This window comes from uncultured Acetatifactor sp. (genome assembly GCF_948601915.1).
Taxonomy (GTDB): Bacteria; Bacillota; Clostridia; order Lachnospirales; family Lachnospiraceae; genus Acetatifactor.
In genome coordinates, this window is the sequence record NZ_CAPDXS010000071.1 from 1 (window position 1) to 26,211 (window position 26,211).

The 26,211-nt window shown below is 55.9% G+C and carries 21 protein-coding genes, 1 tRNA gene and 1 pseudogene; 2 read left to right on the forward strand and 21 right to left on the reverse strand.

Features of this window, described 5'->3' with window-relative positions; all coding sequences use genetic code 11:
- Nucleotides 1-297 precede the first annotated feature (297 nt).
- From metA to Q2B33_RS13210, 5 genes are all read right to left on the reverse strand, one after another.
- Nucleotides 298-1,224, reverse strand: coding sequence for a homoserine O-succinyltransferase (metA, locus tag Q2B33_RS13190; RefSeq protein WP_300564819.1), 927 nt, complete (start codon nt 1,222-1,224; stop codon nt 298-300).
- Between the two features lie 111 nt (nt 1,225-1,335).
- The gene (locus tag Q2B33_RS13195) at nt 1,336-3,684 is read right to left on the reverse strand and encodes an NAD-dependent DNA ligase LigA (protein WP_300564821.1); all 2,349 of its coding nucleotides are present in this window, start codon (nt 3,682-3,684) and stop codon (nt 1,336-1,338) included.
- Between the two features lie 176 nt (nt 3,685-3,860).
- Nucleotides 3,861-4,562, reverse strand: a complete 702-nt coding sequence (locus Q2B33_RS13200; protein ID WP_300815746.1) for a pseudouridine synthase — start codon at nt 4,560-4,562, stop codon at nt 3,861-3,863.
- Between the two features lie 225 nt (nt 4,563-4,787).
- The gene (locus Q2B33_RS13205; RefSeq protein ID WP_300564825.1) at nt 4,788-5,744 is read right to left on the reverse strand and encodes a ribonuclease H family protein; all 957 of its coding nucleotides are present in this window, start codon (nt 5,742-5,744) and stop codon (nt 4,788-4,790) included.
- A gap of 31 nt (nt 5,745-5,775) precedes the next feature.
- Nucleotides 5,776-7,137, reverse strand: coding sequence for a Na+/H+ antiporter NhaC family protein (locus Q2B33_RS13210; RefSeq protein ID WP_300815748.1), 1,362 nt, complete (start codon nt 7,135-7,137; stop codon nt 5,776-5,778).
- Between the two features lie 407 nt (nt 7,138-7,544).
- On the opposite strand from Q2B33_RS13210, the gene Q2B33_RS13215 reads away from it, so the two are divergent.
- The gene (locus tag Q2B33_RS13215) at nt 7,545-8,894 is read left to right on the forward strand and encodes a methyl-accepting chemotaxis protein (protein ID WP_300564829.1); all 1,350 of its coding nucleotides are present in this window, start codon (nt 7,545-7,547) and stop codon (nt 8,892-8,894) included.
- A 96-nt stretch (nt 8,895-8,990) separates the two neighbouring features.
- Here the strand turns inward: Q2B33_RS13215 and gdhA are convergent, their stop codons facing one another.
- The 16 genes and pseudogenes from gdhA to Q2B33_RS13295 form a co-directional block, all read right to left on the reverse strand.
- On the reverse strand, nt 8,991-10,334 hold the full coding sequence (gene gdhA, locus Q2B33_RS13220) for an NADP-specific glutamate dehydrogenase (RefSeq protein WP_296476004.1): 1,344 nt from the start codon (nt 10,332-10,334) through the stop codon (nt 8,991-8,993).
- A 219-nt stretch (nt 10,335-10,553) separates the two neighbouring features.
- On the reverse strand, nt 10,554-10,985 hold the full coding sequence (locus tag Q2B33_RS13225; RefSeq protein ID WP_300564831.1) for a hypothetical protein: 432 nt from the start codon (nt 10,983-10,985) through the stop codon (nt 10,554-10,556).
- Nucleotides 10,986-11,219: 234 nt separating this feature from the next.
- Nucleotides 11,220-12,491 (reverse strand): SH3 domain-containing protein, encoded by a 1,272-nt coding sequence (locus Q2B33_RS13230; protein WP_300564833.1) that lies wholly within the window; start codon nt 12,489-12,491, stop codon nt 11,220-11,222.
- Between the two features lie 147 nt (nt 12,492-12,638).
- Nucleotides 12,639-12,710 (reverse strand) — tRNA-Arg (locus tag Q2B33_RS13235).
- Between the two features lie 81 nt (nt 12,711-12,791).
- Complete coding sequence (locus Q2B33_RS13240) at nt 12,792-13,700, reverse strand: DUF5688 family protein (RefSeq protein WP_300564834.1); 909 nt, start codon at nt 13,698-13,700, stop codon at nt 12,792-12,794.
- A 124-nt stretch (nt 13,701-13,824) separates the two neighbouring features.
- Nucleotides 13,825-14,382, reverse strand: coding sequence for an elongation factor P (gene efp, locus Q2B33_RS13245; protein WP_296476013.1), 558 nt, complete (start codon nt 14,380-14,382; stop codon nt 13,825-13,827).
- Between the two features lie 126 nt (nt 14,383-14,508).
- Entirely contained in the window at nt 14,509-14,952 is a 444-nt protein-coding gene (gene aroQ, locus Q2B33_RS24540; RefSeq protein ID WP_296460008.1) for a type II 3-dehydroquinate dehydratase, read from the reverse strand.
- A gap of 18 nt (nt 14,953-14,970) precedes the next feature.
- Nucleotides 14,971-15,465 (reverse strand): annotated as a pseudogene (locus tag Q2B33_RS24545) (shikimate kinase); the annotation flags it as partial.
- A 102-nt stretch (nt 15,466-15,567) separates the two neighbouring features.
- Nucleotides 15,568-16,437 carry a shikimate dehydrogenase gene (locus tag Q2B33_RS13260; protein WP_300564836.1) on the reverse strand — a complete coding sequence of 290 codons (870 nt, stop codon included), beginning with the start codon at nt 16,435-16,437 and terminating at the stop codon, nt 15,568-15,570.
- Between the two features lie 147 nt (nt 16,438-16,584).
- Nucleotides 16,585-17,085, reverse strand: coding sequence for a YqeG family HAD IIIA-type phosphatase (locus Q2B33_RS13265; RefSeq protein WP_300564838.1), 501 nt, complete (start codon nt 17,083-17,085; stop codon nt 16,585-16,587).
- A gap of 181 nt (nt 17,086-17,266) precedes the next feature.
- Nucleotides 17,267-18,487 carry an AraC family transcriptional regulator gene (locus Q2B33_RS24240; protein ID WP_330687969.1) on the reverse strand — a complete coding sequence of 407 codons (1,221 nt, stop codon included), beginning with the start codon at nt 18,485-18,487 and terminating at the stop codon, nt 17,267-17,269.
- Nucleotides 18,475-19,299 carry a hypothetical protein gene (locus tag Q2B33_RS13275; protein ID WP_300564840.1) on the reverse strand — a complete coding sequence of 275 codons (825 nt, stop codon included), beginning with the start codon at nt 19,297-19,299 and terminating at the stop codon, nt 18,475-18,477. Before Q2B33_RS13275 ends, Q2B33_RS24240 begins: the two co-directional genes overlap by 13 nt.
- A 74-nt stretch (nt 19,300-19,373) precedes the next feature.
- On the reverse strand, nt 19,374-21,080 hold the full coding sequence (locus Q2B33_RS13280) for a hypothetical protein (protein ID WP_300564842.1): 1,707 nt from the start codon (nt 21,078-21,080) through the stop codon (nt 19,374-19,376).
- Nucleotides 21,081-21,164: 84 nt separating this feature from the next.
- The gene (locus Q2B33_RS13285; protein WP_300564844.1) at nt 21,165-22,067 is read right to left on the reverse strand and encodes a carbohydrate ABC transporter permease; all 903 of its coding nucleotides are present in this window, start codon (nt 22,065-22,067) and stop codon (nt 21,165-21,167) included.
- A gap of 14 nt (nt 22,068-22,081) precedes the next feature.
- Entirely contained in the window at nt 22,082-23,005 is a 924-nt protein-coding gene (locus Q2B33_RS13290) for a sugar ABC transporter permease (protein ID WP_300564846.1), read from the reverse strand.
- A 318-nt stretch (nt 23,006-23,323) separates the two neighbouring features.
- Complete coding sequence (locus Q2B33_RS13295) at nt 23,324-24,805, reverse strand: helix-turn-helix domain-containing protein (protein ID WP_300564848.1); 1,482 nt, start codon at nt 24,803-24,805, stop codon at nt 23,324-23,326.
- 772 nt (nt 24,806-25,577) lie between these two features.
- Between Q2B33_RS13295 and Q2B33_RS13300 the strand changes: the two genes are divergently transcribed.
- Nucleotides 25,578-26,036, forward strand: a complete 459-nt coding sequence (locus tag Q2B33_RS13300) for a hypothetical protein (RefSeq protein ID WP_251207311.1) — start codon at nt 25,578-25,580, stop codon at nt 26,034-26,036.
- Nucleotides 26,037-26,211: the final 175 nt, after the last annotated feature.

Consider the following 26,211-nt stretch of genomic DNA (forward strand, 5'->3'; position numbering starts at 1 on the left):
AACGCTGAATACTGCCTAATGTAATCATGCGATTGAACCAGTCAGCGTTATGCAGCCTGGTTCCACGGCAAGTGAAATCGTTAAGCAGTATATATTCCAAATCATTTAGAGATGTCCTTCCCATAACCAATACCTCACTTTCTACCGATAATATAGTCCTGCCTCACTGTCCAGCATAATCCAATCAGCCGTACCCCACAGCATTTCCCTGTACCCCATTTTCACATGAAATCCTGGCACAAAACGGGGGATTTCATCGACCTCCGCCTCAAACCGCAATAGCGCAAATCCGCATGTTTACTGCCTTTTCTCCTCTTTCCCCAGCTCATAGGGAGTCACCTGATAGACGTAGTAATTGAGCCAGTTGCTGTAGAGGTTGTTGCTATGGGCGCGCCACTGGAGCAGGGGCTTCTCCTTCGGGTCGTCATTTGGATAATAATTATACGGAATCCGGATATCCAATCCCTTGTTCAGATCCCGGTAGTACTCATTGTTCAGGGAGTATCTGTCATACTCCGGGTGGCCGGTGACGAATATCTTCTTCCCCTCCTGGGCCATGGCCAGATATACGCCGGCCACCGGGGACTCCGCCAGCACCGTCAGCTCCTTGCAGGCATGGATGGCGTCCGCCGGGGTCTCCGTATGGCGGCTCTGGGGCGCCAGGAAGATGTCGTCGAAGCCCCGCACCAGGGGAATCTTGCGGTTCCTCACCTTATGCTCGTAGATACCGAAGAGCTTCCGGGGCAGGAGCTTTTTGTTGATGCCATAGTAATGGTAGAGACCTGCCTGGGCCGCCCAGCAGATGTGCAGGGTGGAGGTCACATGGGTCTGGGCCCAGTCCAGGATCTCGCAGATTTCCTCCCAGTAGTCCACCTCCTCGAAGGGGATGTCCTCCACCGGCGCCCCCGTCACGATCATGCCGTCGTAGTCCCTGTCCCGTATCTCGTCCAGAGTGCTGTAGAATTTGTTCAGATGGCTGGCCGATGTGTTCAGGGACACATGGCTCTTCACGTTGATGAAAGTCACGTCCACCTGCAGGGGCGTGTTGGACAGGGCCCGAAGCAGCTGCAGCTCCGTGTCCTGCTTGACGGGCATGTTGTTCAGGATCAATACCTCCAGGGGGCGGATGTCCTGATGGATGGCCCGCAGCTCGTCCATGACGAATATATTCTCGTTGATCAGTATCTCTTTTGCCGGTAAATCGCTTTGTACCTTGATGGGCATTTTGGTTTCCTCCTACATTTCATTCCTTCTATCTGCTGTCAGCCAGCCTGCTTTTCTTCCCTGTCTTTGCGCAGCGAAGCCTGCCCGGCGCTGCGCGGTCAGCTTATCTTCCTATTCTCCGGGGCCGGACACCTGGTACTGTGCCAGGAAATCGGCTTCGGACAGAATGGGGATTCCCAGCTCCTTGGCTTTCTTGTTCTTGGACGAATTGGATGCCACGTCATTGTTGATCAGGCAGGTGGTCTTGCCGGTGACGCTCCCCGTGACCTTGCCGCCCTTTTGCTCAATGGCCTCCTTTAGGTCGCTGCGGCTGGCGAATTTCTCCAGGGAGCCTGTGATGACGAAGCTTAGGCCGGACAGCGTCTGGCTGCCCTCCTCCACCTTGGGAATCTCAATCTCCAGCTCACCCACCAGATCCGCTATCTTCCGCAGATTATCTTCATCCCGCATATATCTCACAAAGGCTGTGGCGATGACCTCGCCCACACCGTCTATGGCGCTCAAGGTCTCCACATCCGCCTCCTGCATGCGCTTTAAATCGTGGTCAAAGAAGCGGCAGAGCATCTTTGCGTTGGCAGAGCCGATATTGGCAATGCCCAGGCCGTATATCACTCTGGGCAGGGTGGTACGGCGGGCGCGCTCTATGCTGTCAATCAGGTTCTGATAGGACTTTTCGCCAAAGCCCTCCATCTCCACGATCCGCTCCCGGTATCTGCCCAGATGGAAGAGGTCCGCGAACTCCTGGATGAATCCCATATCGATGAACTTCTCCAGGGTGGCCTCCGACAGGCCGTCGATGTTCATGGCGTCACGGCTGACGAAGAGGGTGAAAGCCTTGATCTGCTTGGCAGCGCATCTTACGTTGGTGCAGTAGAGGGACTGGACGTCATTTACCTGGCGGATTTCCGTTGCCCCGCCGCACACCGGGCAGACGGACGGAATCTCCACCAGCCTGTGGCCGCGCATGGCCAGCGCCGCCTCTATGGCCTCCGCTTTTTCCGCAGCATCTTCCTCAGTGTCCCCCTCTTCTATGACCTGCTCATCATCCGCGGGAAGCTCCTGTCCTGTCGGAGCTTCCTTTCCTGTGGGCGGCTCTTCTCCCTCCCAAGCTCCCTTTCCTACAGGCTGCTCCTCTCCTGCCGCGGCTTTCTTTCCTGTAGGCGGCTCTTCTCCTGCCGAAGCTTCTTTTCCCATAGGCTGCTTTCCTCCCGCAGGGCATCCCTCTTCCGCAGACCGCTCTTCTTCTGCAAGCCGATTCTCTTCCCCGGCCCGGACATCCTCTGCCTGTGCCTGGGCCAGCAAATCCCTGGCCGTCAGGTTTTCCGCAATCTGCGGTATGATCATGTTCGCCTTGTACACGGTGATGCGGTCTCCGAGGCCCAGATGCAGCCCCCGCAGGATGCTGATATTGTGGACCGAGGCCCTGCTCACCGTGGTACCCTCCAGCTCCACGGGCTCGAATATGGCCACCGGGTTGATTAGCCCCGTGCGGCTGGCGCTCCATTCGATTTCAAGGAGCCTGGTCTCCCGCAGCTCGTCTGCCCATTTGAAAGCAATGGAATTCCTGGGAAATTTCGCCGTCCTGCCCAAAGAACGCCCGTAGGCGATATCGTCGTAGACCAGCACCAGCCCGTCCGAGGGGATGTCGTAAGTCTCTATCTTTTTCTCGAAGCGCTCTACGGTATCCAGGATGTTCTCCTCCGTTACCAGATAGTGCTCCACGGTCTCGAAGCCCTGCTCCTCCAGGAAACGGAACTGCGCCTCCACGGAATCAGCCCCGACATCCGCATCCCCGGAATCAGCTTCTCTGGCATCCACCAGCGCAAAGGCGTAGAACCGGACATTTCTCCTGGCCGTGATCTCATTGTTCAGCTGGCGCACGGAGCCGCTGCACAAGTTCCGGGGATTCTTGTACCTGGCGTCCGCATCCTCGATTTCGTCATTTATTTTCTGAAAATCCGAATAGCTGATCACCGCTTCGCCCCGCAGCACCAGCTCTCCACGAAAGGGAATCTCCAGGGGGAGGTTCACGAATGTCCTCGCATTGTTGGTGATGACCTCCCCTATCTCTCCGTTCCCCCTGGTGACCGCCTTCTCCAGCTTTCCCTCCCGGTAGGTCAGGACGATGGTCAGGCCATCCAGCTTCCAGCTTAGGACCGCCGGATGCCCCTGGAGCCATTCCGCAAGCTCCTCCCTGCTCTTGGTCTTGTCCAGGGAAAGCATGGGGCTTTCGTGCCGCTCCTTGGGCAGCTCGTCCACAGCCTCGTACCCCACGCTCATCGTAGGGCTGTTGGCCAGCACCATGCCCGTCTCCCGCTCCAGGACTGCAAGCTCGTCATAAAGCGCATCGTACTCCCGATTGCTCATGATTTCCCTGTCCTGGGCGTAGTAAGCTTTCGAGGCCTCGCTCAGGGCCGCCACCAGATATTTGATTCTTTCGATTTTCTCAGACTGCGTCATATTTCAACCATCCTTCTTTTTTGCTGCTGCGCGTCCTCCTGCGCCATGCCATAGACGGGCAAAGCCCCTCGTGTCCCATGAAAAGCTGCCGCAAGGCGCCGAGCGGCCTGCCAGGCCGGACAGCGCATGCCCTTTCCTGCCGCCCATGCCATAGAGCTGTAAGCAGGCCCGCTCCCTCACAGGCCGCAGTCCCGGTAGAGCCGCTCCACATCCTCCCCGCCCAGCTCCCGGTATTCCCCGGGCTTTAGGTTCCCCAGGGTCACATGCATCACCCGGACACGCTTCAGGGCCCGCACATGGTAGTCGTAGGCTCTGCACATCCGTTTGATCTGCCGGTTCACCCCCTGGGTCAGCACCATGCGGAAGGTGAATCTGCTCACCTGCTCCACCTGGCACTCCCTGGTGGTGATGTCCAGCTCCTCCAGGTACACGCCCCCTGCCAGCTTCTCCAGGAATTCCGCCGTGATTTCCTTATTGACCCGCACCAGGTACTCCTTCTCATGGCGGTTGGCCCCCTTCATCATGGCCTGAATCAGGTCGCCGTCATTGGTAAGCAGCAGAAGCCCTTCCGAGTCCTTGTCCAGCCGCCCCGCGTAAGTGACCCGCACCGGATAGTCCACCAGGTCGGACACGATCCGCTCCGCGTGGCGGTCCTTTTCCGTACAGGTCACCCCCAGGGGCTTATAGAATGCCAGCACCACAGTCTCCTGCCCGGGGCTCACCCGCCTGCCGGACACAAGCACCTCGTCACCGTCCCCCACTGCCATGCCCGGCAGCGCCGTCCGGCCGTTTACCAGCACCTGCCCCTTCTCTATCAGTTTATCCGCATCCCTCCTGGAACAGACGCCGCAGTGGGCCAGATATTTGTTCAATCTCATTTGCTCCATACTTTTACCTTTCCAAAACTTTCCCGGCACAGGCCCACAGGCAGCCTGCCTCCGGACTGGCATGCTGCACGGCCGGGCTCCTGTCCTTCCATATGGGCTGACAGACGGCCGCTGTCCTGCCTGGGCCCCTGCCAGGCCAGTCACTTGCCATGTCTGGAAGCGCTGCCCAAAATCGGAATCCCTGCCTGGATTGGCCGCCCGCTGGCAGCTTCCCTGTCATTCCAGACTCTGCACCTTCGGAATCCCGTCCCCTTCCCGCAGACCTGTCTTCGCCATCCTGTCCGCCAGTTCATTATAATACACATTGGTGTGGGCCGCCACCTTCCGGAAGGAAATCTGGATGCTTTTTTTCCATTCCCGCATGGCGGCGGCATATTTCTGGGTCAGCTCCGTCTTGGAGCGCCAGGCGCCGGTGACCCATTTTTCGATGCCCTCGTAGTCATAGCACAGCTCCACCGCGGAAAAGCCGCTGCGCATGGCTGTCTTCACGGCGTACATGGCCCCCAGCATCTCCCCGGTGACGTTCCTGTGCTGCAGGGACTGGGCATTGTCTCCATTCCCATATTCCGTATATATTTTACCGTCAGGCAGTATGAAGACGCAGCCGAAGGCGTATTTTTTCAGGGAATTGTCATAGCTGCCGTCCACGTAGGCCAGCAGCGTCCCGGCGGCGGGAACCTCGTCCCCGTCCCGCACGAAGCCCTGCTCTCCCCTGCCTGAGCCTGCCTCCGCTGCGCCCTCGCCGCTTCCGCCGCCATCGGCCTTCCCTTTCCGGCGGACGGCTTGCCCCCTGCTTCCGCCGCACTTCTCCGCCCCGGCATGTTCTACGCCTTTTATGTTTTCTCTACCGCTGTTTTTCTCCAGGGATTCCGCTGCGCCCCCGCCGCTTCCGCCGTCCGGTCCCCCCGAATCCGGAATCTGCTCCGGCAGGAGGCCGCCGTTTCCTGCCCCCTGCCCCGGAGCCTTCGCCCGCGCGCCGGAACCGCTCCTTCCCCCGGAAATCTTCCCTGTCCCGGGCGCAAGCCCCAGATAGCTCTCAGCCTCCTCCAGCCCGGGAAAACCCTTGTACACCGCGCCGGGATATCCCTCCACGGATGCCCTGCACTCCTCCCACGTCCGAAAGATACCTGTAGCCTTCCCTCTTTTTACCGCATAATATTTCTTCGCCGCCATCTCGCGCCCTGCCTCTTCTTTCCTCTCTTCCTTATCGCTTCCCTGCCTCTTCCTGTCTCTTTCTGCCGTATCCCGTGACAATCGCTATCAGCAGCATCACAAGCATACAGATGGAATAATAGTTCACAAAGGGCACAGCGCCCGGCGATACTGCGAAGCCCTCCCCGAACTGGGCGGACTGCTGGGCCGGAATCACGCAGTGCACCGTCCATGGCGCCAGGAAGCAGAACACGCAGCCCGTGCAGTCCAGGAGATTTGCCCGGCGGTATCTGTCCACCCCGGCCTTCTCCCCGATGTCGTTCACCAGGTCGCCCAGGGCCACGATCGCCACGGAAATCACCCCTGTCACCATGCTCAGGATTCCCGTGGACAGGACGATGGCGGCCTCCGCACTGCGCTCCTTTTTCGCAAAGCGGGACAAAAGCGCCCCCACATCCTCGAACAGGCCGCTGCATTCCAGCACGCCCAGCAGGGAGAACACCGCTATCAGCATGGCCACCGTCCCCGCCGTGCCCGTGATGGACGATATGATCAGGCCCTCCACGGAAAATCCCCCGGGGAACGCCACAAGGTCGCTTACCTGATAAATCCCGAATACCAGCCCTGCCGCTATCCCCGCCAGGATTCCATAAGACAGGGCCGTAATCAAATGCTTCCGCAGCAGGCAGAGCACAATGATGACCACGGGCACAATCAGCATCACAAGGCTCACAGGCTTCGCCACCGCCTCCGTCCCGTCGATTACCGCGCCCGTGCCTGCATCCCCTGCGAAGAGCAGGAAGAGCATCAGCGCCCCCGCCGCTGCAGGCAGGCTGTAGCGCATCCTGGTCTTCACCACTGTCCCCAGATCAGCGTGCTGGGTGGTGGAAGACGCAATCGTCGTATCCGAGATGGGCCCCAGGTTATCGCCGAAGGCCGCCCCCGACACAATGGCCCCGATCATGAATTCCGGCGACGCCCCCGCCATCACGCCCACCGGGAACAGGATGGGAATCACCACGAAATAAGTGCCCACCGAGGTGCCCGTGGCAAAGGCCAGCAGGCAGGTGATGAGAAAGGTGGCCGCCACGAAAAGCCTACCGGTAAACCCTGCCGCCACCACGTACGCCGCAATGGTCTGCACCGCCCCGCTGGAGGAGATCAGCTTGCCGGAGACCGCCGCCAGGATCACCGACAGCACGATCACGGCGAACATGGGCTTGCCCAGCCCGTACACCAGCGCCTCCCCATAGGCCTTCTCGTCCCTGGCAAACAGGACGCCTGCCACCAGCGCGGCGAAGAACGCAATCACGTATCCGTTCACATTGGACTGGCTGAACGCCGCCCAGGCTATCATGGCTGCCGCTGTCAGCAGCGGAATCGCTCTTCCGAAGCCGCCCAGATAAAATTCCACTTTTTTCGGTCTGTTCCCCATATTTCCTCCCTCTTTCCGTTCCGAATCATATTTGTCAATATGTTCTATTTTAACGGCCCGGCCTGTGCCTGTCAAATGATTCTTTTCCCAAAAAATCCGGCCATGTCCATGGAAAGTCCACAGTCATGACCGGAAACGTCAGAATATTCTGTTCACTGTCTTTTCCAGCGCCATTCCCCGGAATACAGGCCGGGCGAACCAGGCAAGTTGCGTTTTTACGATACCTCTCCAGTTTACCATATTTCCGCCCCAGCAACAACGGTACAGCCGCCCGCTTTCCTTATGTAAATTTATCCAGCATAAATTATCCGAAAAAGAGTTTGCAAAAAACGGAAACTACTGTATAATAAAGGAAGGCGATTATCCTAAAGAAAGAGAGAAAAGATATGGCCATTGGAAAAAAGAAAAAAGTACTGATGCAGGCTGTCTCGAAGCTGAAAGCAGCCGACTACTCCGCGGAGCCGGAGCTGAATGGCATCTACGAAAGGCTGGCCGGCGGGCGGAAGCAGTTCGCGGAGCTGTTCGAGAAAAATATCAAAGCGGTCATGCAGATCAGCTCGCTGGATCTGACCATGCAGCATCAGACGGACAAAATCATCGACATCTCCCAGCAGGTGACGAATGCCACGGAGACCATTTTCGGCTCTGCTGTGGGGGCTGCCAGCAACCAGCATGAGGAGCTGGCCAATACCATCGTCAGCGTCTCCGGCGAGACGGATGACGTGTATCAGAAAATCGAAGCAGGCCAGCAGGAGTTGACCTCCATCAAGGACCTCTCCCAGCAGACCATCGAAGCTTCCCGGGAAATGCAGAAGAACATGGACGAACTGTTCGGCATCATCGACCACATCAGCGGAATCATCTCCGGCATCGGCAATATCTCCATGCAGACCAATCTGCTGGCGCTGAACGCTTCCGTGGAGGCCGCCAGGGCCGGTGAGGCAGGAAAGGGCTTCGCCGTGGTCGCCAATGAGATTAGGGAGCTTTCCCAGGAGACCCAGCAGCTCACCTCCGGCATGGAGGATTTCGTGAAGAGCATGAAGGATGCCTCCAAGAAGAGCATCGAGAGCGCCAACGGCACTATCGAGTCCCTGGCCTCCATGTCCGACAGGATCAAGCATGTATGGGCCCTGAACGATGAGAACCATGCCGCCGTGTCCAGAATCAACGATTCTGTAAGTTCCCTGGCTGCCGTCAGCGAGGAGATCAGCAGCTCCATGACCGAGATGCAGAATCAGTTGCGGGAAAGCTCTGATTTCATGCGCTCCGTGGGGGACGATCTGCGGCAGGCCACCCAGCCCGTGGTGGATATCGAGAAAATCCTGGATGAGACGGTACGGCAGATGGGCGAGATGTCCCACGATGCCTTCTACCATCTGGAGGACGCGGAATTTGCCCAGTACATGCGCTCCGCCATCTCCTCCCACAATGCCTGGCTGGCCAATTTGAAGAAGATGGTCTACTCCCAGCAGGTCATGCCCCTGCAGCTGGATTCCTCCAAGTGCGGATTCGGGCATTTCTACTATGCCATGACGCCGGACATCCCCGACATCGTGCCCATATGGAAGGGGCTGGGGCCCAAGCACCAGAAGTTCCATAAATACGGCGCTTCTGCCATCAATGCCCTCAATGCCGGCAGGTACACGGAGGCGGAACAGGTCTACCGCGAAGCCGAGACCTACTCCAAAAGCCTGATTGCGGACATGAACCGCATCCTGAAGGCCCTCGGCGAATAGGCGGGGCGGACATAGGACAGATATAGGATGAACATAGGATAGAAACAGGATACAAGCAGCCCGGGAACTCTCCGTTCCCGGGCTGTTTTGCTCATCCTATACCACGCCCTGCGCCGTCATGGCCTCCGCCACCTTTAAGAACCCTGCGATATTGGCTCCCGCCACGTAGTTTCCTTCCATTCCGTACTTCTTCGCCGCATCGTCCAGGTTGTGGAAGATATTTACCATGATGCCCTGCAGCTTGGAGTCCACTTCCTCGAAGGTCCAGCTCAGGCGCTCGCTGTTCTGGCTCATCTCCAGGGCGGAGGTGGCCACGCCGCCTGCATTTGCCGCCTTGCCGGGGCAGAACAGGACGCCGTTCTTCTGCAGGTACTCGGTAGCCTCCAGGGTGGTAGGCATGTTCGCGCCCTCAGCCACCGCAAAGCATCCGTTGGCCACCAGGGTCTTCGCGTCCTCCAGATCCAGCTCGTTCTGGGTGGCGCAGGGAAGGGCGATGTCGCACTTCACCGTCCACACATTGCTGCCAGGCGCACACTCATGGTACTGGGCGCTGGGCCTTGCGGCCGCGTACTCGGTGAGCCTTGCCCGCTTCACTTCCTTTACCTCTTTCAGGAGCGCCACGTCAATCCCTTCCGAATCGTAGATCCACCCAGTGGAATCGGAGCAGGTTACAGGCTTGGCGCCCAGCTGCTGGGCTTTCTGGATGGCGTAGATGGCCACATTGCCCGCGCCGGACACCGCCACGGTCTTGCCTGCGATATCCTTGCCATTGCACTTAAGCATCTCCTCCGTCAGGTACAGCAGGCCGTAGCCGGTAGCCTCCGTCCTGGCCAGGGATCCGCCGTAGCTTAAGCCCTTGCCCGTGAGCACGCCCTCGTACAGGCCGGTGAGCCTCTTGTACTGGCCGTACATAAAGCCGATTTCCCTGGCGCCTGTGCCGATGTCGCCTGCCGGCACATCTGTGTCAGCGCCGATGTACTTGTGGAGCTCTGTCATGAAGCTCTGGCAGAAAGCCATCACCTCTCTGTCCGACTTGCCCTTGGGGTCGAAGTCGCAGCCGCCCTTGCCGCCGCCGATTGGAAGGCCTGTCAGGGAATTCTTGAAGATCTGCTCGAATCCAAGGAACTTGATGATCCCCAAGTTCACGCTGGGATGCAGCCTCAGTCCCCCCTTGTAGGGCCCGATCGCGGAGTTGAACTGCACGCGGAAGCCATTGTTCACCTGTACCTGTCCCTTGTCGTCCACCCAGGGCACCCGGAAGAGCAGCTGGCGCTCCGGCGTCACGATCCTCTCCAGCAGCGCGTCCCTGCGGTACTTCTCCTCATTCGCCTCAATCACCACGCGAAGGGATTCCAGAACTTCTTTGACAGCCTGATGGAACTCAGGCTGGGCGGGATTCTTGGCCACTACCAGCTCATAGACCTCATCAACATATGACATTGCATCATCCTCCTCTTTCTTTTCTATGAAAAAAGCATAGGACTGCTCCTATGCCTTCTTAAAGAGCCGTTGCTACAGCCCTTCACACTATTGTCCCTAAAATATTATAACCTGCGGCCGCAAAATGCACAACACTTTAATTCACTAAATCGGAAAAGTTTTCAGGTTTTTTTCTCATCAATCTGCACAATCCCCGACTGCGGCCCCGGGAACATCCGCCTACAGATAGTCCTTCAGGCGCTTGATATTGCTCTCCTCGAAGTCGATTAGCTGCTTCGCCAGCGCCGTGGGACGCTCCCCGGCGTTCTCATTGTGCTTCAGCACCTTCTCCATCTCCAGGATGCCGTTGTTGCTGCCCTTGATCATCATCTCCGCGATATGCTCCGTGCTGGTGTTCAGCATGGTATTGTAATGGATGCCGGTCCTGAGCATGGCATCGGTGAGGGCATTGCTCTGATAGCGCTCCGCCTTCCCCTCCATGAGCTGCCTGGACGCCTCATTGTAAAGCTCCGCGTACTTTAAGGATTGTCTGGAAATCTGCAGGGCAAGGTCATCGTCATACACCTTGCCGGAAATGGTGTCGATCGCTTTCATGGCCATCTCCGTATTCCGCTGAACCTCCCTGTATACTGCCGCTTCCTGTGATTTCATCTCGAATGTATCTCCTTCCTGTGGGAATCAAATACCCCGCTGCAAGCAACGGGGCATCAAACTTGCAACGCTGCAGAGCAGCGGGGGTATTTGACCCTCGCGGCATTCGCCAACTGACCATGCAAGCACGGTCGCTTGGCTCATTGCTCGCGGGAATAAAAAAGCCTCTTACAGAGGATGCGCCCGCGCGCTGCCCTCCATAAAAGGCTTCCCACATTTTCCGCATATTATGCATCACTGGGTGACGAATTCCGCTTTCACATAAGCCACCTTGCCGTCAAACTTTATCTTGCACCAATCGCCCTCTGTGCCCAGAAGCTCCGCCGTGTCCCCGCCTACCAGGATGCCCACCTGCTCGGCCGTCTCACTTGCGGCGGCGCGCACGTTGACATTGGTATTGGCGGTTACGGTGCCGATGCTCTCCTGGCCCTCCGCGCTCTCTTCCATCTGTAGGTACTCGGTCTTGATGAAGCCGTCACCGCCCTCATAGACAATCTTGGTCCAGCCGTTGGCACGAACCTCCTGCACCTGGACTCTGGTGCCGCCCTCTACCTGCCCCAGCCTGTCCGCCTGTTCGCTGTCGGAATTCCTGACATTGACGGTGGTTGTGGCCAGCGCGCTCTGGGGCGTGTTCTGGACGGGCGCCTGGGCATCAGCAGGGGTCCCTTCCCCTCCGGCTGCCGGATCCGTACCCTCGCCGGCTGCCTCACCGCCCTCCGGATTGCCCTCCTGGGCCGGAGGCGCGTTCAGCTCTGCAAGCCTCACGCCTACCGCCGCGTCCACCTGAACCCCCAGCTCTCCCAAATATGCCAGCAGTTGGGGATTGGCCTCCATCAGCTCGTTGTATTCCGCGTTCACCCGGTTGTTGAATTCTATGGTCTCGTCCTGTGCCGAGACATCTACCACATACTTCTTCTCGTCCTCCGTGAAGTTCTTCTCGTTCTTGATGCGGAGCGTCCCCTGTCCGTCATCCAGGACATAGAACATCTGCCAGCCGGGAACCTCCTCCTCATGGTTCAGAAAGCAGATTCTGTAATATACATAGACCAAAGAAGCGCCTGCCTCAGGGCCTTCCTTCGTATAAATCTCCAAGTTGGAGATATGGTCTACATACTTTGCCATCTCCTCGCAGCGCAGCTGCTCATTCTCCGTGAGCTCATCGTACAGGGAGGCCATCAAGGCGCTGTCCCCGGAAGCCATGGTGTCGTAATAAGTCGTGACCAGCGTCTGGATGCCCGCATCCTCGTTGAGCACCAGCGGTGTCTCCTTGGGCGTAGGAACCTCTTCCGCGGCGGAAGGCTCCTCCCCGCTCCCCTCTTCGGCCAGGCTCACCGGCTCCACGGACTCCTCCGTAGAAGGCGGCTGGGACTCGCCCTGATCCCCTTTCCGGCTGTTGGCCCCCAGAGCATAGGAGACCGTACATGCCGCCACCACAATCACTACCAGCGGAAACAGGAATTTGGAATTCGTTACTATAAAATCACGGAACGTCGTCTTTTTATCCATATCGCTACACCTTCCTCAAACAGCGGCACCGCTTCCACAACCGTGCCGTAACACAAGGAGCCGCATGCGGCTCCCCCCAGACAAAAACAATAGAATCCACGCTTCGCGAGTCTTCTATTGTCATGAAAATAGCCAAAGCGATGTAAATGCATCCGACAGGAATCGAACCTGCATTAAAGGCGTCGGAGGCCTTCGTTCTATCCATTAGACTACGGATGCAAATATTACAAAATTGTTACATCGCTTTGACTATAATATCACAAATTTTTCTATCTGTCTACTACAAATTTAAGGAAATTCTTAGAAAATTATTTTGACCCTTTTATCGGTGGAATCATAGTAATAAAGACTGTCAGAAAGCACTTCTTCCGGAGCGACCTGAGTACGGTTCACCTCCGTGACCATTTTCTTGAGCTCCCCTGCCGATTCGGTGCCTGTGTCCGTCAGCAGTATCACCTCGTGGACAGAACTGGGCAGAATATAGAAATTCCGCTGCCCTTTCCCGGCGAGCCCGTCCAGCAGATCCGGATAAAGCATGCAGATGGCTCCGTGGGTCCTCTTTTCATTGCTCAGAACCTGAAGCGGCATCTCCCGCAGAAAGATATCGTCCTCTGCCGATGCCTGTTCGCCATCCTCTGCCCCTATCTCGTCCAGCACCTCCGCCAGAGAGCTGCACACCCAGGGGAAAAGCTTCTGGGTGTTGCGCTTTGCCACCCCGAACAGTTCAGCCGTACAGGTGTCCCAGAGCTCCATGTGGGAATTGTGGATGAGAATCGTCCCGTCTCCCAGCGCGTCCCCATGGTAAGCATAGTAGAAGCAGATGGCCAAATCCAGAAATTCGATATATGGTATGTCTTCCAACAACTCTTCATTTCCCTTCCTGCCGATCAGGCGGTAACAGATTCTGTCCCTCACCTTCTCAAAGGACCGGAAAAATTCCATGTCTACGGATTCCCGCAGCATATCCTCCCTGCAGATATCCGACAGCCTCTGGATGATGGACCCGAAGGTCGCTCCCGCCTCATAGGCCTCCAGAAAAGTGTCCAGATATATCGTGGGCGCCACGTTCCGATTCTCTCCCAGAACCAGCAGCCCGTGGAGGATGACGCCGTTGTTCTTTCGTACCTCCTTGCATTCCACCCGGCAATCCGCGCCGAGCGTCTTCCTCATGGCATTGCAGACCTTGCCTGCGAATTCGTTTATATCCATACTCTCCTTCTTTCTGCGCTGTCTTCAATCAATCATCATGAACATGCGCAACAGCGCCTGCGCCGAAGCAGACACCAGAAAGAGCAGCATAAATCTATATCATCTCGGAACGAATCAGGTGAAATCAGACCCTGGACAGATACTCCCCTGTCCTGGTATCTATCTTAATCTTGTCCCCCTGGTTCACGAACAGCGGAACAAATACCTGCGCTCCTGTCTCCACAGTAGCGGGCTTGGATGCTCCTGTAGCGGTATCTCCCTTGAAGCCGGGCTCGGTATCCGTGATTTCCAGCTCTACAAACAGAGGAGGCTCCACGGAATATACGCTTCCGTTGTGGGAACAGATCTTGCACATCTCGTTCTCCTTCACGAACTTCAGCGCATCGCCCACGGCATCGCTGTTCAGGGCAATCTGCTCATAGCTCTCCGTATCCATGAAATAGTACAAATCTCCGTCCGAATACAGATACTGCAGATCCTTTCTATCGATCCGTGCCTGGGGGAACTTCTCGGTAGGGCGGAAGGACTTCTCGATCACGCCGCTGCTCTTGATGTTCTTCAGCTTCGTCCTCACGAAGGCCGCGCCCTTGCCAGGCTTCACATGCTGGAATTCAATAATCTGATACACATTGTTATCATACTCAATGGTAATACCGTTCCGGAAATCACCTGCAGAAATCATTTCGTATTCCTCCTAAATTGTGCTCACAAATATAATTCTACATTAGTTTAATATAAATATGTACAAATTTCAACTGTTTTTGAAAAAAAATTGGAAAAAGATTGGATAAGCGCATCTGAACCTGCCTCAGCCCTGCTTTTTCCCCATATCCAGGACGCAGTCGATGGCCTTCAGATACCCCGCAAGCCCCAGGCCGTATATCTGCCTGTCGCACACCGGCGCTGTGACGGACACCTTCCGGAACTCCTCCCGCTTCGTGATGTCGGAGATGTGGATTTCCACCTTTGGCACCGTGATGCTGGCCAGGGCGTCCCGGATGGCATAGCTGTAGTGGGTGTAGGCCCCCGGGTTGATCACGATTCCCTCAGTGCCGTCGAAATAAGCCTCCTGTATCCGGTCGATGATGGCCCCCTCGTGGTTGCTCTGGAATACCGTGATGTCGTTTCCCGACTCCTCCCCCTTCTTCCGAATCATGTCCAGCAGATACTGATAATCCTGGGCGCCGTATACGCTCTTCTCCCGGATTCCCAGGAAATTGATGTTAGGCCCGTTAATCACCAAAAGCTTCATCCTGTTCATCTCCTTTGCGATGCTTTCTAAGATGTCCCCCATCTCCATGTCGTCCACGTCCAGGATTACGTCCGCGCAGGACTCGTAGGCCTCCCTCCTGCCCTCCATCAGCTCCCGAATCCGTCCCAGTGGATCCGGGCACTGCAGGAGCGGCCTGGTGGCATCCTCCTTCAGCCGCTCATACACCGTCTCCGGGCGCACCCGCAAAAGCACCACCGTCCCCAGGCGCTTCAGCAGCTCCCTGTTCTCCGACCGCACCGGGGTGCCGCCCCCCACGGAAAAGATGGCCTTGTGCCGCCGGCCCACCAGCTCCTCCAGCAGAGCCGTCTCCTGTCTGCGGAAATATTCCTCCCCCTCCCGGGCAAATATCTCGCTGATGCTGCGCCCCTCTCGACGCTCTATCAACTTGTCCGTATCCTCCACGGGCCTGCGCAGCCTGTAGGAGAGCCGCAGCCCTACAGATGTCTTCCCGCTTCCCATGAAACCGATCAGCACCAGATTCTTCCGCTTCATCCTCCGCCTCCTGCATTCCGCTCCCACTGTGGACCTCCTTTTACGTATCCGCCCGAAGCCCTGAACCGGACAGCTGGCTCCCCAGCCGCCAGAGAGCCTGGGCTATGAAATGTGCATGGCTTCCTTCATGGCCCCATAGGCCCTCTCAGCAAGCCCGGAGTCCACCCGGGCCCCCGTCCAGAGCTCATAGGCTATGATGCCCTGGTACAGCAGCATCTTAAGCCCGCCAAATGCCCTGCCGCCGTTCTCCTCCACCAAGGCCATGAACCGGGTCCTGGCCGGATTGAAGACAAGGTCGTAGCCAATCCGTATCTTCCTGTAAAAGGCGGCGTCCTCGATGACCGCCTCCTCCGTCTTCGGAAACATCCCCACATTGGTGGCCTGGATGGCGAGATAGCTTTCCCCGGGAAGGGAGGCGCAATCCTCCAGCCCGCAGCCTTTCGCCAGGGCCCGGCCTGCCAGATCGTTCACTTCATCCGCTATCTTCAGCGCTTTCTCCGCCGTGCGGTTCAGGATGTGGACCTGTCTCACGCCCTTGTCCACAGCCAGTATGGCCACGGCCCGGGCCACGCCTCCCGCTCCCAGAATCAGCACATCCTCCCCCTCAATCTTCACGCCGTCCTCGCACATGGCGCGGTAGAGTCCGGGCATGTCCGTATTGTAGCCCTTGAATCCGCCCTCCGTCCGCACCAGGGTGTTCACCGCCCCGATGGTCTCCGCCAGGGGATCTGTCTCCTTCAGGAAAGGGATCACCTCGCTCTTGTAAGGCACCGTCACGTTCATGCCCAGGAGGTTCAGCGCGTAAGCCCCCCGCACAGCCTCCCCTGCCGCCCCCGTAGGCACGCGGAAGGGGACATAGGCCAGGTTCTCCCCCAATGCCTCCGCCAGGGTGTTATGTATGGCCGGGGACATGGTGTGCTCCACGGGATTCCCCATCACCCCGCAGACTCGGGTGTATCCGTCTATCTTCATGGTGTCCGTCATCCTCCTGATTCCAGTTCCGTCTCCGCATTTCTGTGCTTTAATGCTGCACATCAATGCTGCACTTTAACGCTACAACTCAATGCCCCTTCCCGGGAAGAGGTTCCGCCTTCCCGGAAAGCGGCTTGGCCCAAACTCTTATTGCCGTTTCTTCCTGTGATAGAAAAACAGCACGATGCGCTCCAGCCTGCGCTTCAGCACGATCTGCATCTCCTCTTTGGGGTGGATGGGCTTCACCAGATAGCTGACGATTCCGGCCCTCTTCGCCCCCCACACATCCGTGAAGAGCTGGTCCCCCACGAACAGCGTGCTCTCCGGGGACGTGCCCATCAGCTCCATGGCCCTCTCATACCCCCCGCGCCCGGGCTTTCCGGCATCGCATATGTAGTTCGACGACACCCTGTCTGCGAAAGGCCGCACCCTGGGCTCCTTGTTGTTGGACAAGAGCACGGTCCGGTAGCCCAGCTTCCGCAGGCCCGCGAAAAACTCTACCGCCCTGTCGTCCGCAGGGGCGCCGTGGGGCACCAGGGTATTGTCGATGTCGAAGATGACGCCCCGGTAGCCTCTGCCGTACAGTCCTTCATAATCGATTCCATAAGCGTTCTGCGCTTCGTTGTCCGGATAAAAGATTTCTAACATGTCTCCCCCATGCCGTCTTTCCTGAAAATATACTGCTTAACGATTTCACTTGCCGTGAAACCAGACTGCATAACGCTGACTGGTTCAATCGCTTGATTGCATTAGGCAGTATTCAGCGTTATGCAGTATAAGCCTTGCATCCATCGGCCTTTAACACTATAGCATGTGGGGCCTATGGATTTCAAGACTTTTTAGAGATTTTCCCGGCCTCCTTCTCCCCGTCCGCCCTGGCGGTCAGGTTTTCCGACGGCAGACCGCTGTAGTATCGCTTCCAGGCCCGCCGGAATACCTGTGGCGTGTTGTAGCCTACCATCTCGGAGACCGCTTTGACCGTCTTCCCCTCCTCCAGCAGAATCCTGGCCTTCTCCATCCTCACTTTTTCGATATATTTGGAAAAATTCTGCCCAGAAATCCTTTTGAACAGCTTCGACACATACGCTTCCGTGATGAAGAACACCTCTGCGATAGATGTCAGAGAGAGCCCGGGATCGGAAAAATTCTCTACGATATATTTCTGAATCTCCTCCACCACCCGCACATTGTGAGAGGAAGCGTACTCTTCCTCCTCATCCTGGGGCATGGTCCCGAAATATCCTTTTACAATCTCGTACCACTGCACAGGGTGGTCGCCGAATATGTTCTGGGAGACGGACAGGGCTTTTTTCGCGTGGAAAAAGCCTCTGGAAATCTCTTCCAGGCTGTGGAACATGTCCCCTGAGACGGATATGCTGTAATTGATGTTCCGGACAGCTTCTTCCATCACCTGCCTCACCAGCCTTTCCACCCTGTCCCTGGCCTCCTGCCCGGAGCAGCCGTCATATGACAGGAGGATGACCGACTTCTCCAGGTCGAGCTGGAATACCAGTTCCACCTCGCCCTTTTCCAGGCTGCGGATGATGCTTACCATGTAAATCTTCTGGGCGCTGATTTCCTCGATGTTGATGTCGTCCGCCAGATCGTTCCAGCTCAGGATCAGAAGCACATAGCAATCCGCCCTTTGTCGGATGCCGCTCTGGGCGATGGCCGCCTGTATCTCCTCCTTTTCCGCCACATTACCCATCATGGCGTTCTTGAACACCTCATGTTGCAGCAGTCCCTGAAGCCTCTGCATCTCCTCTTTCATGACTTCATTGCGCTTGACCGTCTTCACCAGTCTCTCTACAAAATCATCCATAGATATATTCTTTTCCGTTATTTTCAGCGTCTGGTGCACCTTGACCAGAGGCCTGGAGCAACGGACGGACAATCTGACCACAAGCAGGGCGCATACGACCGCCGCCAGCAGGATAAAGTATTTCATTGTCTGGATCAGCGGCTCCGCCACGGCCTGGACATCGCTGTAGGGAACCGCCAGCACATAGGAGAGCCCCAAAGTGCCGCTGCGATAATTCACCAGCAGCATCTTCCTGCCTCCAATGGTGCATTTGCGGTATCCGTTTTCCGCAAAGACACTGTCGGCAAGATACTGCCCCTTCTCTCCCGTGAGGCGATCCGACAGGATGACAGTGCCGCGGCTGTCCATGACGCCAGAAAGCCCTCCTCATACTGTGCGGCGGAAAATGCTTTTTTTACCTTCGAAGCGTCGATATAGAAGATGATTCGATTATTGTCGCCTGCGGAGCTGACGCTGGCGTATCTCCTGTTATAGATCAGCACGTCCCGGATATTTCCCCGAAAGAACATTTCCGCCTCGCGAAAATCCGCCTGCTCCTCATTTTGGAGGATATCTCTGACCCAGCCCTCGCAGTCATATCCCACAAGCCCGAAGCTGCCGCTCCAGAAGTATCTGTCAAGGTACAGGGCACAGGTGGAATAGTCGATCAACGCGCCGCTGCGGGCCGCATACATCTGTATATTCAGGACATCGCTGTTGGCTATCCCCATGGCGTTCAGGTCATTCTGCGCCTCCAGAATGGCGCTGGTGGTCTTCCCCTCCGCCAGAGGGTCCGCCCGATAATAAAAGTTCATGATATCCTGGCTGCACTCAAAAAAGACTGCCAGATTTTCCTGATTGCTCAGCAGCCTCTCGAAATCCTCCGCCCCTGTCTTTACGATCTCAAAGTTCCTCTCGCATATCAGATTCTCGATGTTCCTGGTCAATCCTGCGTATACGATCAACAGGATCAGGAAAGGTATCATGACGATCAGCAGGAACATTTTCAGAACCCGGAAGTAGATTGATTTGGCTCCTTTTGCATAAAATTTATCTCCCATAATCCCCCCAACCTGCACAGGGGAAACGCTTTCCCTCTCTGAAAAGCGTTTCCCCCGGCCTGACAGGCATACACTTACTGCGCGTCGATTGTCTTCTGAATCAGATCCAGCATATCCCGGTACTGCAGCCGCTCCAAATCGGCCAGATAGCCGTCCCAATCCGCGTCGATGTCCCTGATCCCTGTGATGAATTCCACGATTGCATTTTTAGCGTAGTCGCTGACCGCGGTGGACATCCGGGCATAGGCATCCCCGTCATCCCCCGTGAAGGCAAGGGGCGGAATCATGTCCACATCCGCCGCGTAGGGTTTCAGCTTCATGGTATCCGCATACAGCCTCGCCTCATAATTCGTGGAATCCATGATATCGCCGTCCACCTCAAACAGGTTCTTCCAGTTAGGCTCTATCAGCCTCAGGGTCCAGTCCCAGTTATTGACGCTCTGGTCTGCCGCCGCCTGTGCCTTATAGGCCAGCCATTTATACTTGGCGGCAGTCACGCCGTCCATGCCTGTCCTGCTGCCGTCGGCATAATCCCAGTCCTCCCCCTGCTTACCGGCCTGTCCCCGGACGCTCCACTCCTCGCCGCAGAAGAGATCCGCAATCTGTATGGCGATTTCAGGATGCTCACAGGCATCCGTAATCGCGAAGGCTGCCCCGCTCACATTGTGCTGCAGAGTGTAGGGAATGGCCTGATAACCGTTGGGCCCCTCCAGGGGCATCATGATTTCGTACTGGCCATACCGCTCCGGGTTGTTGATATCCAGGAACATCCCTATATGGCCACAGGATACAGTCCCGGCGATAACCGTCCCCTCATTGTTTCCCACAGCCGTCATCTGCTCCAGGCTCTGGGTAAAAGCAGCCGGATCGATCAGGCCGTCCACATACAGGCCGTGGATGTACTCCAGCCCCGCCTTCAGATAATCCTGGTCCAGGATGCTCTGGACCTTTCCGTCTTTCACATAGTAGTTGGACTCATCGAAATATCCGAAGGCGTTCAGCAGGAACAGATACGGATCCGCCGCCCAGGTGCCGGTGGCACCTGTGAGGGGGATTTCATCCTCCATGCCGTTTCCGTTGGGATCCCCGTTCTTGAAAGCCATGAGCACATCCCTGAACTCATCCGTCGTGGTGGGCATTTCCTTATCTACGGCCTTCAGCCATTCCCTATTGATCCACATTTTATAGCCGCAGTCCCCATGCCCTTCCCCGCCGGAGTCAACGGAGGGAATCCCGTAGATGTTCCCGTCGGAGCTCTTCATCTGCTCCTCCCATTCGGGATGCTCCGCCAGCCTTTCCCTGAGATTGACCGCATACTGGTCAATCAAGTCGTTCAGGGGTATCAGGATTTTCTCCTCCACGCCGTACTTCTCCAGATCCTGGTTCGAGAAATCGGCGTGCGTGATGACTTCAGGGTAATCGTCGCTGGCCATCATCAGGTTCAGCTTGTCCTTATACCCTTCCTCCGGCACCAGGGTCAGCTCGAAATCCACATTGGCGTACGCCTCCAGGTCCTGGAACACCGTATTCTGCTCCAGCTCCACCACGCCTGGAATCTGGCACATCATCGCCCTGATCGTCACAGTCTCCTCCGGCGGGAAGACGCTCTCCGCCCCTGCCGCCTGCCCGGAGGATCCGGCATCCCCGTCCTGTGCCTCTGTCCCCTCCTGCGGCCGGCTCTCCTGCGCGCTGCCCTCCGAGCCGCCCGAGCCGCATCCGCACATCGCAATCGCTACAGATACCGCCAGCCCCAGCGCCAATCGTCTCTTCCTCTTCATCATGCTCATATCCTCCTTACATTCTTCTATATGATACGGAGCGCCTTTGGCCTCCGTCCACAGGCCCCTTTCGTCCCATTCCCACAGTCATCCCTTCACGGAGCCGATTATCACGCCTTTGATGAAATACTTCTGAAGGAAAGGATAGATGACCAGCAGCGGCAGGCTGGACACGATGATCAGCGAATACTTCAAAAGCTCCGACAGATACTGATTGTGGAGCATGCTGTTCACATCCATGCCGCTGCCCATATCCGTCATGTCCACTGTATTCTGGATCAGGATATTCCGCAGCACGATCTGCAGCGGGTACTTCCCGGCATCATTCAGGTACACCAGCGCGCTGTAGTAGGAATTCCAGTGCCCCAGGGCAAAATTCAGGGCCATCACCGCCAGTATGGGCTTGGAGAGGGGCAGGACTACTTTGGTGAAATACCGGAGATAGTCTCCCCCGTCCAGGCAGGTGGCGTCAAACAGCTCCTCCGGTACAGAGGACTGAAGGAATGTCCGCCCGATGATAGTCATCCATACATTGCAGGCTCCCGGCAGCACCAGCGCCCATATCGTATCGAGCATGTGCAGCCTCTTGAGCCACAGGTACATGGGTATGGTTCCGCCCCCGAAGAACATGGTCACCATGAACAGCGCCGTCATCCCCTTCCTGAGGGGAAATTCCCGCCTGGAGAGGACATAGGCCGCCATCATGGTGACGGCCGTTCCCACCATAGTTCCCACCACTGTATAAAGAATCGTATTCAGATATCCTGACCAGACCTGGCTGTTCTTAAAGACCGCCTGGTATCCCTGTAAGCCAAACTCCACGGGCCAGAAGAAGACTCTCCCCTGCACCAGAGCCTCCGGGCTGGAAAAGGAACAGCTTACGACATAGACCAGAGGGTAGATGGTGCATATCGTAAATAATCCCAGGAACAGATAGATGATTCCAAGGTACGCTTTGTCGCCCGCCGATGTTTTGATATGTCCTGCCATAGTTCCTCCCCCTTTCAAAAAAGGCTGGTCTCCGAGACCTTGCCCGCCACTGTATTGACCAGAAGCAGGATGACGAAGTTCACCACCGCATTGAACAGCCCCACCGCTGTGGAAAAGCTGAACTGCGCCTGCACGATGCCCGTCTTGTACACATAGGTGGATATGATCTCCGACACGCCGTAATTCACGGGATTCTGCATCAGGAACACCTTCTCGAACCCTACGCTCAGGATGCTGCCTGTATTCATGATCAGGGAAATGATGATGGTAGGCGCGATACAGGGCAGGTCCACATAGATGACCCTCTGTAGCCTGCTGGCCCCGTCCAGGGCCGCCGCCTCATACAGGGAAAGGTCCACGCTGGAAAGCGCCGCTATGTACAGCACGGATCCATACCCTGCCCCCTGCCAGACGCCGGAGAGGACATAGGCCGGCCGGAAGAACCCCCTCATTCCCAGGAAATTCACCGATTCCTGCCCCAGCAGGTTCAATACCCCGTTTACGACGCCATAGCGGTAAGAGAAAATCTGGTTCAGGATGCCCACCACTACCACCGTCGAGATAAAATAGGGGGCGAAGGAAATCGTCTGCAATGTCTTTTTGATCCTGGCGTTCCGGATTTCGTTAAAGGCCAGAGCCAGCAGGATCGGAAAAGGAAATCCGACTATCAGCCCCAACAGGCTCAGCACGATGGTATTCCTCAGGATATCCGTAAAAATCGGCGTTCCGAACAATTGTTCGAAGTATTTCATTCCTGCCCACGGACTTCCCAGAATCCCTTTGCGGACACTGTAATCCTTAAACGCGATCAGAATCCCGGACATCGGGACATAACAGAACAGTATAATGCACGCTATCGGTATGATCGCCAGAAGATATAGCTGCAGCATGCTCTTTTTCCCAAAGTACCTTTTCTTCAGCTTCGACAGAGTACCCATGGTACACCCCCTTATTCTTCTTCCAGGCGGCATCCGGATTCCCCGCCTGTGTTGGCTTAAATCTATCACGGAGGCGGAAACCGCGTAAAGAGTCGATTTTTGTCCATTGTGTCCAAAATCGTTCCCCTTCTCAGTATCTCCCATGTCATAAAGCCCATCCATCGGATTTGCGGGGCGAAAAAAGCCCGGCATGATGACCAAGGGGCAGTTTTCCCGCCGGCGCCACAGGATTCAGACTAAAAGCGAAAAAAAGCCTCCGGGGGGGCAATCCCTCAGGAGGCTATATAGCTTTGTATGGATTTGTATGGAAAGACGCTTTCAGGACACAGGGGCAGGTCGCTTTTCCGATACGCATAGATACTCCCCCATCCACTGCAAGATTTCATTCTCAAAGGGGAACACGTCTCCCTCCGGCGCGGGCAGCTCCCCGTAGATTTCTTTCGTCTCTGTGGCGGCGTATCCTGTGCTCCTGCAGACCTGTTCCCACTCTTCTATATCGTAGAGTTTTTCATGCAGGGAATAGCTTTCATCCAGTGTGCCGTATAGATATTCCCATTTTTTCGTATTTTCCGAGGTATGGTCCCCCACGATGCTGATGTTGTACACCGCATGGCCGCCGGGCCTCAGCACCCGGTATCCCTCCCGGAAGCCGTCCATCATTTTGGACTGCATGCTCTCAAATCCGCCGTTTGAGACCACCATGTCGATGCAGCCGTCCCGAATCGGCAGATGGGCGCAGTCACAGGCCAGGCACACGATGTCCACGTAAGGGTTCACCATCTCCTCGCTGAAATACCGCTTGTTGTACTTGAGGATGCGGTGTGACAGGTCTGCCATGATTACGAGACAGGGCCAGTTGATGCGCTGCAAGTCATACTTTAGGCCGTTGCAGGTGCCGCAGGCCATGTCCAGAATCACCCGGGGGCGGAGTTTTTTCAACGTCTGCCAGCGCACCTCGCTACAGGGAACGGCACCCATCTGATAGCGGGGATTGCCCGGATGGCGCTGTTCCCGGAGATAATCCTGGTAATTCCTCATGTACAGAGACCACAGCTCTCCAGGAATCTCACGGGAGCCAAAATATACCACGCCGTCTGTCACATCGTAGGGATGGCTGTTTTTACAGACAAAACTTATCTTGTTTTCGTCTTTGTTCCCAAGGGAAAGCTTTTCTCCGCATTCCGGGCAGCGCATCAGCTCCTCGATCCGCCGCAGACCCGGCTCCGTGTTGCCCATCATTTCTCCCAGGGCCTTTGCGAAATAGGGCGCTGTCTCCCGCAGCGTGTTCTCGCCGAGAAGGCTGGCAGGTATGGAGACCTTTCTCTCCCCCGTCCTGGGGCGTCCCTCCTGGCATATGCCGCTTTCCTGGTGTGCCCTGCCCTCCTGACAGGCCGCGCTTTCCGTTCTCACGATGCCCGCCTGGACGGTCAGCTCCAGGCTTCCCTCGGCCAGCTCCCTGGCGATATTGTAGAGTTCCGTGTCGGAGCAGTAGGTGGACAGGCTGCCCAGGAGCCTTCGCCTTTCAGCATCCGGGAAGAGGGCTTCCACGCTGGCTGGGAGGGCTTTCTGGCTGCTTTTCTGGGCAAATGTAAGATCCCCTTCCACGATGCTGTCTATGGTCATATGGAAAAGCCATGCCAGCTCCCGGAACATGTCGATGTCCGGCAGGTTCCTTCCTCCCTCCCATTTGCTGACGGCCTGGGCGCTGACCCCCAGCTTTTCGGCCAGGGCCTGCTGGGACAGGCCCGCTTTTTTCCGCAAGGCCGCTATTCTGATTCCTATCTGTTCTCGGTCGATCATTTCCGGTACCTCCTGGTTTTTGTCATGTCTTCATACATTCACAGGCTGCGGGCACACCGGGACGGCTCTGGCTTTCATGGGCTTTTGTCCGGCCGCTTTCTGCTTTGTATAGGAATATTATAGCTTTAAAAAGCTGCCGGCCGCAAGAAAGCAGAAGTTGATATTTCCGCTTCCCGGTTCAACCGGAGAGATACTGTCACTCCCATTCCTCTAAATCAAGTCTTTCCTGAATTTAATATCATCATGGATTGCTCTCCTTTACATATGCAAGCATAATATAAGTTGGTTTTACCTCTCTGTGAAAGGCGACCGACTTCACCTTCCCTATAATTTATCTACAAATCATAAAAATGCAATAGATTTTTTTGAAGAATTGTGTATAATAGAGAAAGAGGCAAATTCTGTCTCCGCAAAATTGTTCTTTCGCACTTGTAAAGTGTTTTTTGGCCGACGAGGCCGCATTTGAAAGGATAATTTGACCGCCGAGGTCTCTCTGGGCAGCCAGAGCAGGGCATGGTTAGCGCCATGCCCTTTTTGTCTCAAAAGGAGGTACAGCACTTGCAAGAATATCTGAAAGCACAAAACAAACGAGACCGTCCTGAGAAATACATACAGTTCTGACGAACTTGGCCGCTTTTCAAAATCAGATTATCGGTGAGCAGACAACAGAACCAAACCTTTCCGACATAAAGCCGTAAAGAAAGGCGAAATATATCAGTTTGAGTTTGGGAAAAACTTTATCCCTGAAATGTCCTATGAACATAGAGGACTTGTGATTGGCGTGAAGCAAAAACTGCTCTATGTTCTCCCGATTTTTTCCTTTGATTCGCATAAGCATTCTGATGTTTATCATCCCATTGACCATCCTGATTCCAAAAGTGATATGTTTCTACTGAAAAACAGCGAATTTTCATTCATCATCCGTGATTCGGTATTAAAACTGAATGATATCAGGACTGTCAGTGTCAATAGGATACTTTACCAGCAAAGCGGACGAATTTTGCCTTCGTCAGGTACATATAAGCAAATAGAAAAGCTGGTACTGCAAAAGTATTTCTCCAATTTTTATCATGATTTTGAACAGAATCTCCAAGCTGTCAACATCTTAAGCGAACAGCTCAGAGACGCTGCTGAAGCCAACAATGCACTCAAAGCTGAAAACGAACAGCTCAAAGCAGAATTGGAGGCATTGCGAAATCAGACCTCAGAGCCAAAGAATGAATCTCGATAGTCTTTTCCCAAAACCTCCAATGCGTGTTTCCTGACGATGCAGTCACCATTCTGCCCTGTCCCTCTCGTACTGGAGAAACCCTTCCCCAGTGGCTATATTGAACAGTCCGTAGCAAGGCAAGGTCTGGCGGCTTCCCTCATCTTCCTGATAGCTCCCCCGCCCCATCCACCATGAC

What these genes read in the sequence shown, in the direction of transcription:
- Q2B33_RS13295 (WP_300564848.1), bottom strand. Translation starts at nt 24,805, where the DNA reads ATGATCGACCGAGAACAGATAGGAATCAGAATAGCGGCCTTGCGGAAA.
- Q2B33_RS13240 (WP_300564834.1), bottom strand. Translation starts at nt 13,700, where the DNA reads ATGGATATAAACGAATTCGCAGGCAAGGTCTGCAATGCCATGAGGAAG.
- Q2B33_RS13205 (WP_300564825.1), bottom strand. Translation starts at nt 5,744, where the DNA reads ATGGCGGCGAAGAAATATTATGCGGTAAAAAGAGGGAAGGCTACAGGT.
- aroQ (WP_296460008.1), bottom strand. Translation starts at nt 14,952, where the DNA reads ATGAAGCTTTTGGTGATTAACGGGCCTAACATCAATTTCCTGGGAATC.
- Q2B33_RS13215 (WP_300564829.1), top strand. Translation starts at nt 7,545, where the DNA reads ATGGCCATTGGAAAAAAGAAAAAAGTACTGATGCAGGCTGTCTCGAAG.
- Q2B33_RS13225 (WP_300564831.1), bottom strand. Translation starts at nt 10,985, where the DNA reads ATGAAATCACAGGAAGCGGCAGTATACAGGGAGGTTCAGCGGAATACG.
- Q2B33_RS13260 (WP_300564836.1), bottom strand. Translation starts at nt 16,437, where the DNA reads ATGAAGATAGACGGATACACCCGAGTCTGCGGGGTGATGGGGAATCCC.
- metA (WP_300564819.1), bottom strand. Translation starts at nt 1,224, where the DNA reads ATGCCCATCAAGGTACAAAGCGATTTACCGGCAAAAGAGATACTGATC.
- Q2B33_RS13275 (WP_300564840.1), bottom strand. Translation starts at nt 19,299, where the DNA reads ATGGGAGATAAATTTTATGCAAAAGGAGCCAAATCAATCTACTTCCGG.
- Q2B33_RS13285 (WP_300564844.1), bottom strand. Translation starts at nt 22,067, where the DNA reads ATGGCAGGACATATCAAAACATCGGCGGGCGACAAAGCGTACCTTGGA.
- gdhA (WP_296476004.1), bottom strand. Translation starts at nt 10,334, where the DNA reads ATGTCATATGTTGATGAGGTCTATGAGCTGGTAGTGGCCAAGAATCCC.
- Q2B33_RS13290 (WP_300564846.1), bottom strand. Translation starts at nt 23,005, where the DNA reads ATGGGTACTCTGTCGAAGCTGAAGAAAAGGTACTTTGGGAAAAAGAGC.
- Q2B33_RS24240 (WP_330687969.1), bottom strand. Translation starts at nt 18,487, where the DNA reads ATGCTGCTGGTGAATTATCGCAGCGGCACTTTGGGGCTCTCCTATGTG.
- efp (WP_296476013.1), bottom strand. Translation starts at nt 14,382, where the DNA reads ATGATTTCTGCAGGTGATTTCCGGAACGGTATTACCATTGAGTATGAT.
- Q2B33_RS13230 (WP_300564833.1), bottom strand. Translation starts at nt 12,491, where the DNA reads ATGGATAAAAAGACGACGTTCCGTGATTTTATAGTAACGAATTCCAAA.
- Q2B33_RS13265 (WP_300564838.1), bottom strand. Translation starts at nt 17,085, where the DNA reads ATGTTAGAAATCTTTTATCCGGACAACGAAGCGCAGAACGCTTATGGA.
- Q2B33_RS13195 (WP_300564821.1), bottom strand. Translation starts at nt 3,684, where the DNA reads ATGACGCAGTCTGAGAAAATCGAAAGAATCAAATATCTGGTGGCGGCC.
- Q2B33_RS13280 (WP_300564842.1), bottom strand. Translation starts at nt 21,080, where the DNA reads ATGATGAAGAGGAAGAGACGATTGGCGCTGGGGCTGGCGGTATCTGTA.
- Q2B33_RS13200 (WP_300815746.1), bottom strand. Translation starts at nt 4,562, where the DNA reads ATGAGATTGAACAAATATCTGGCCCACTGCGGCGTCTGTTCCAGGAGG.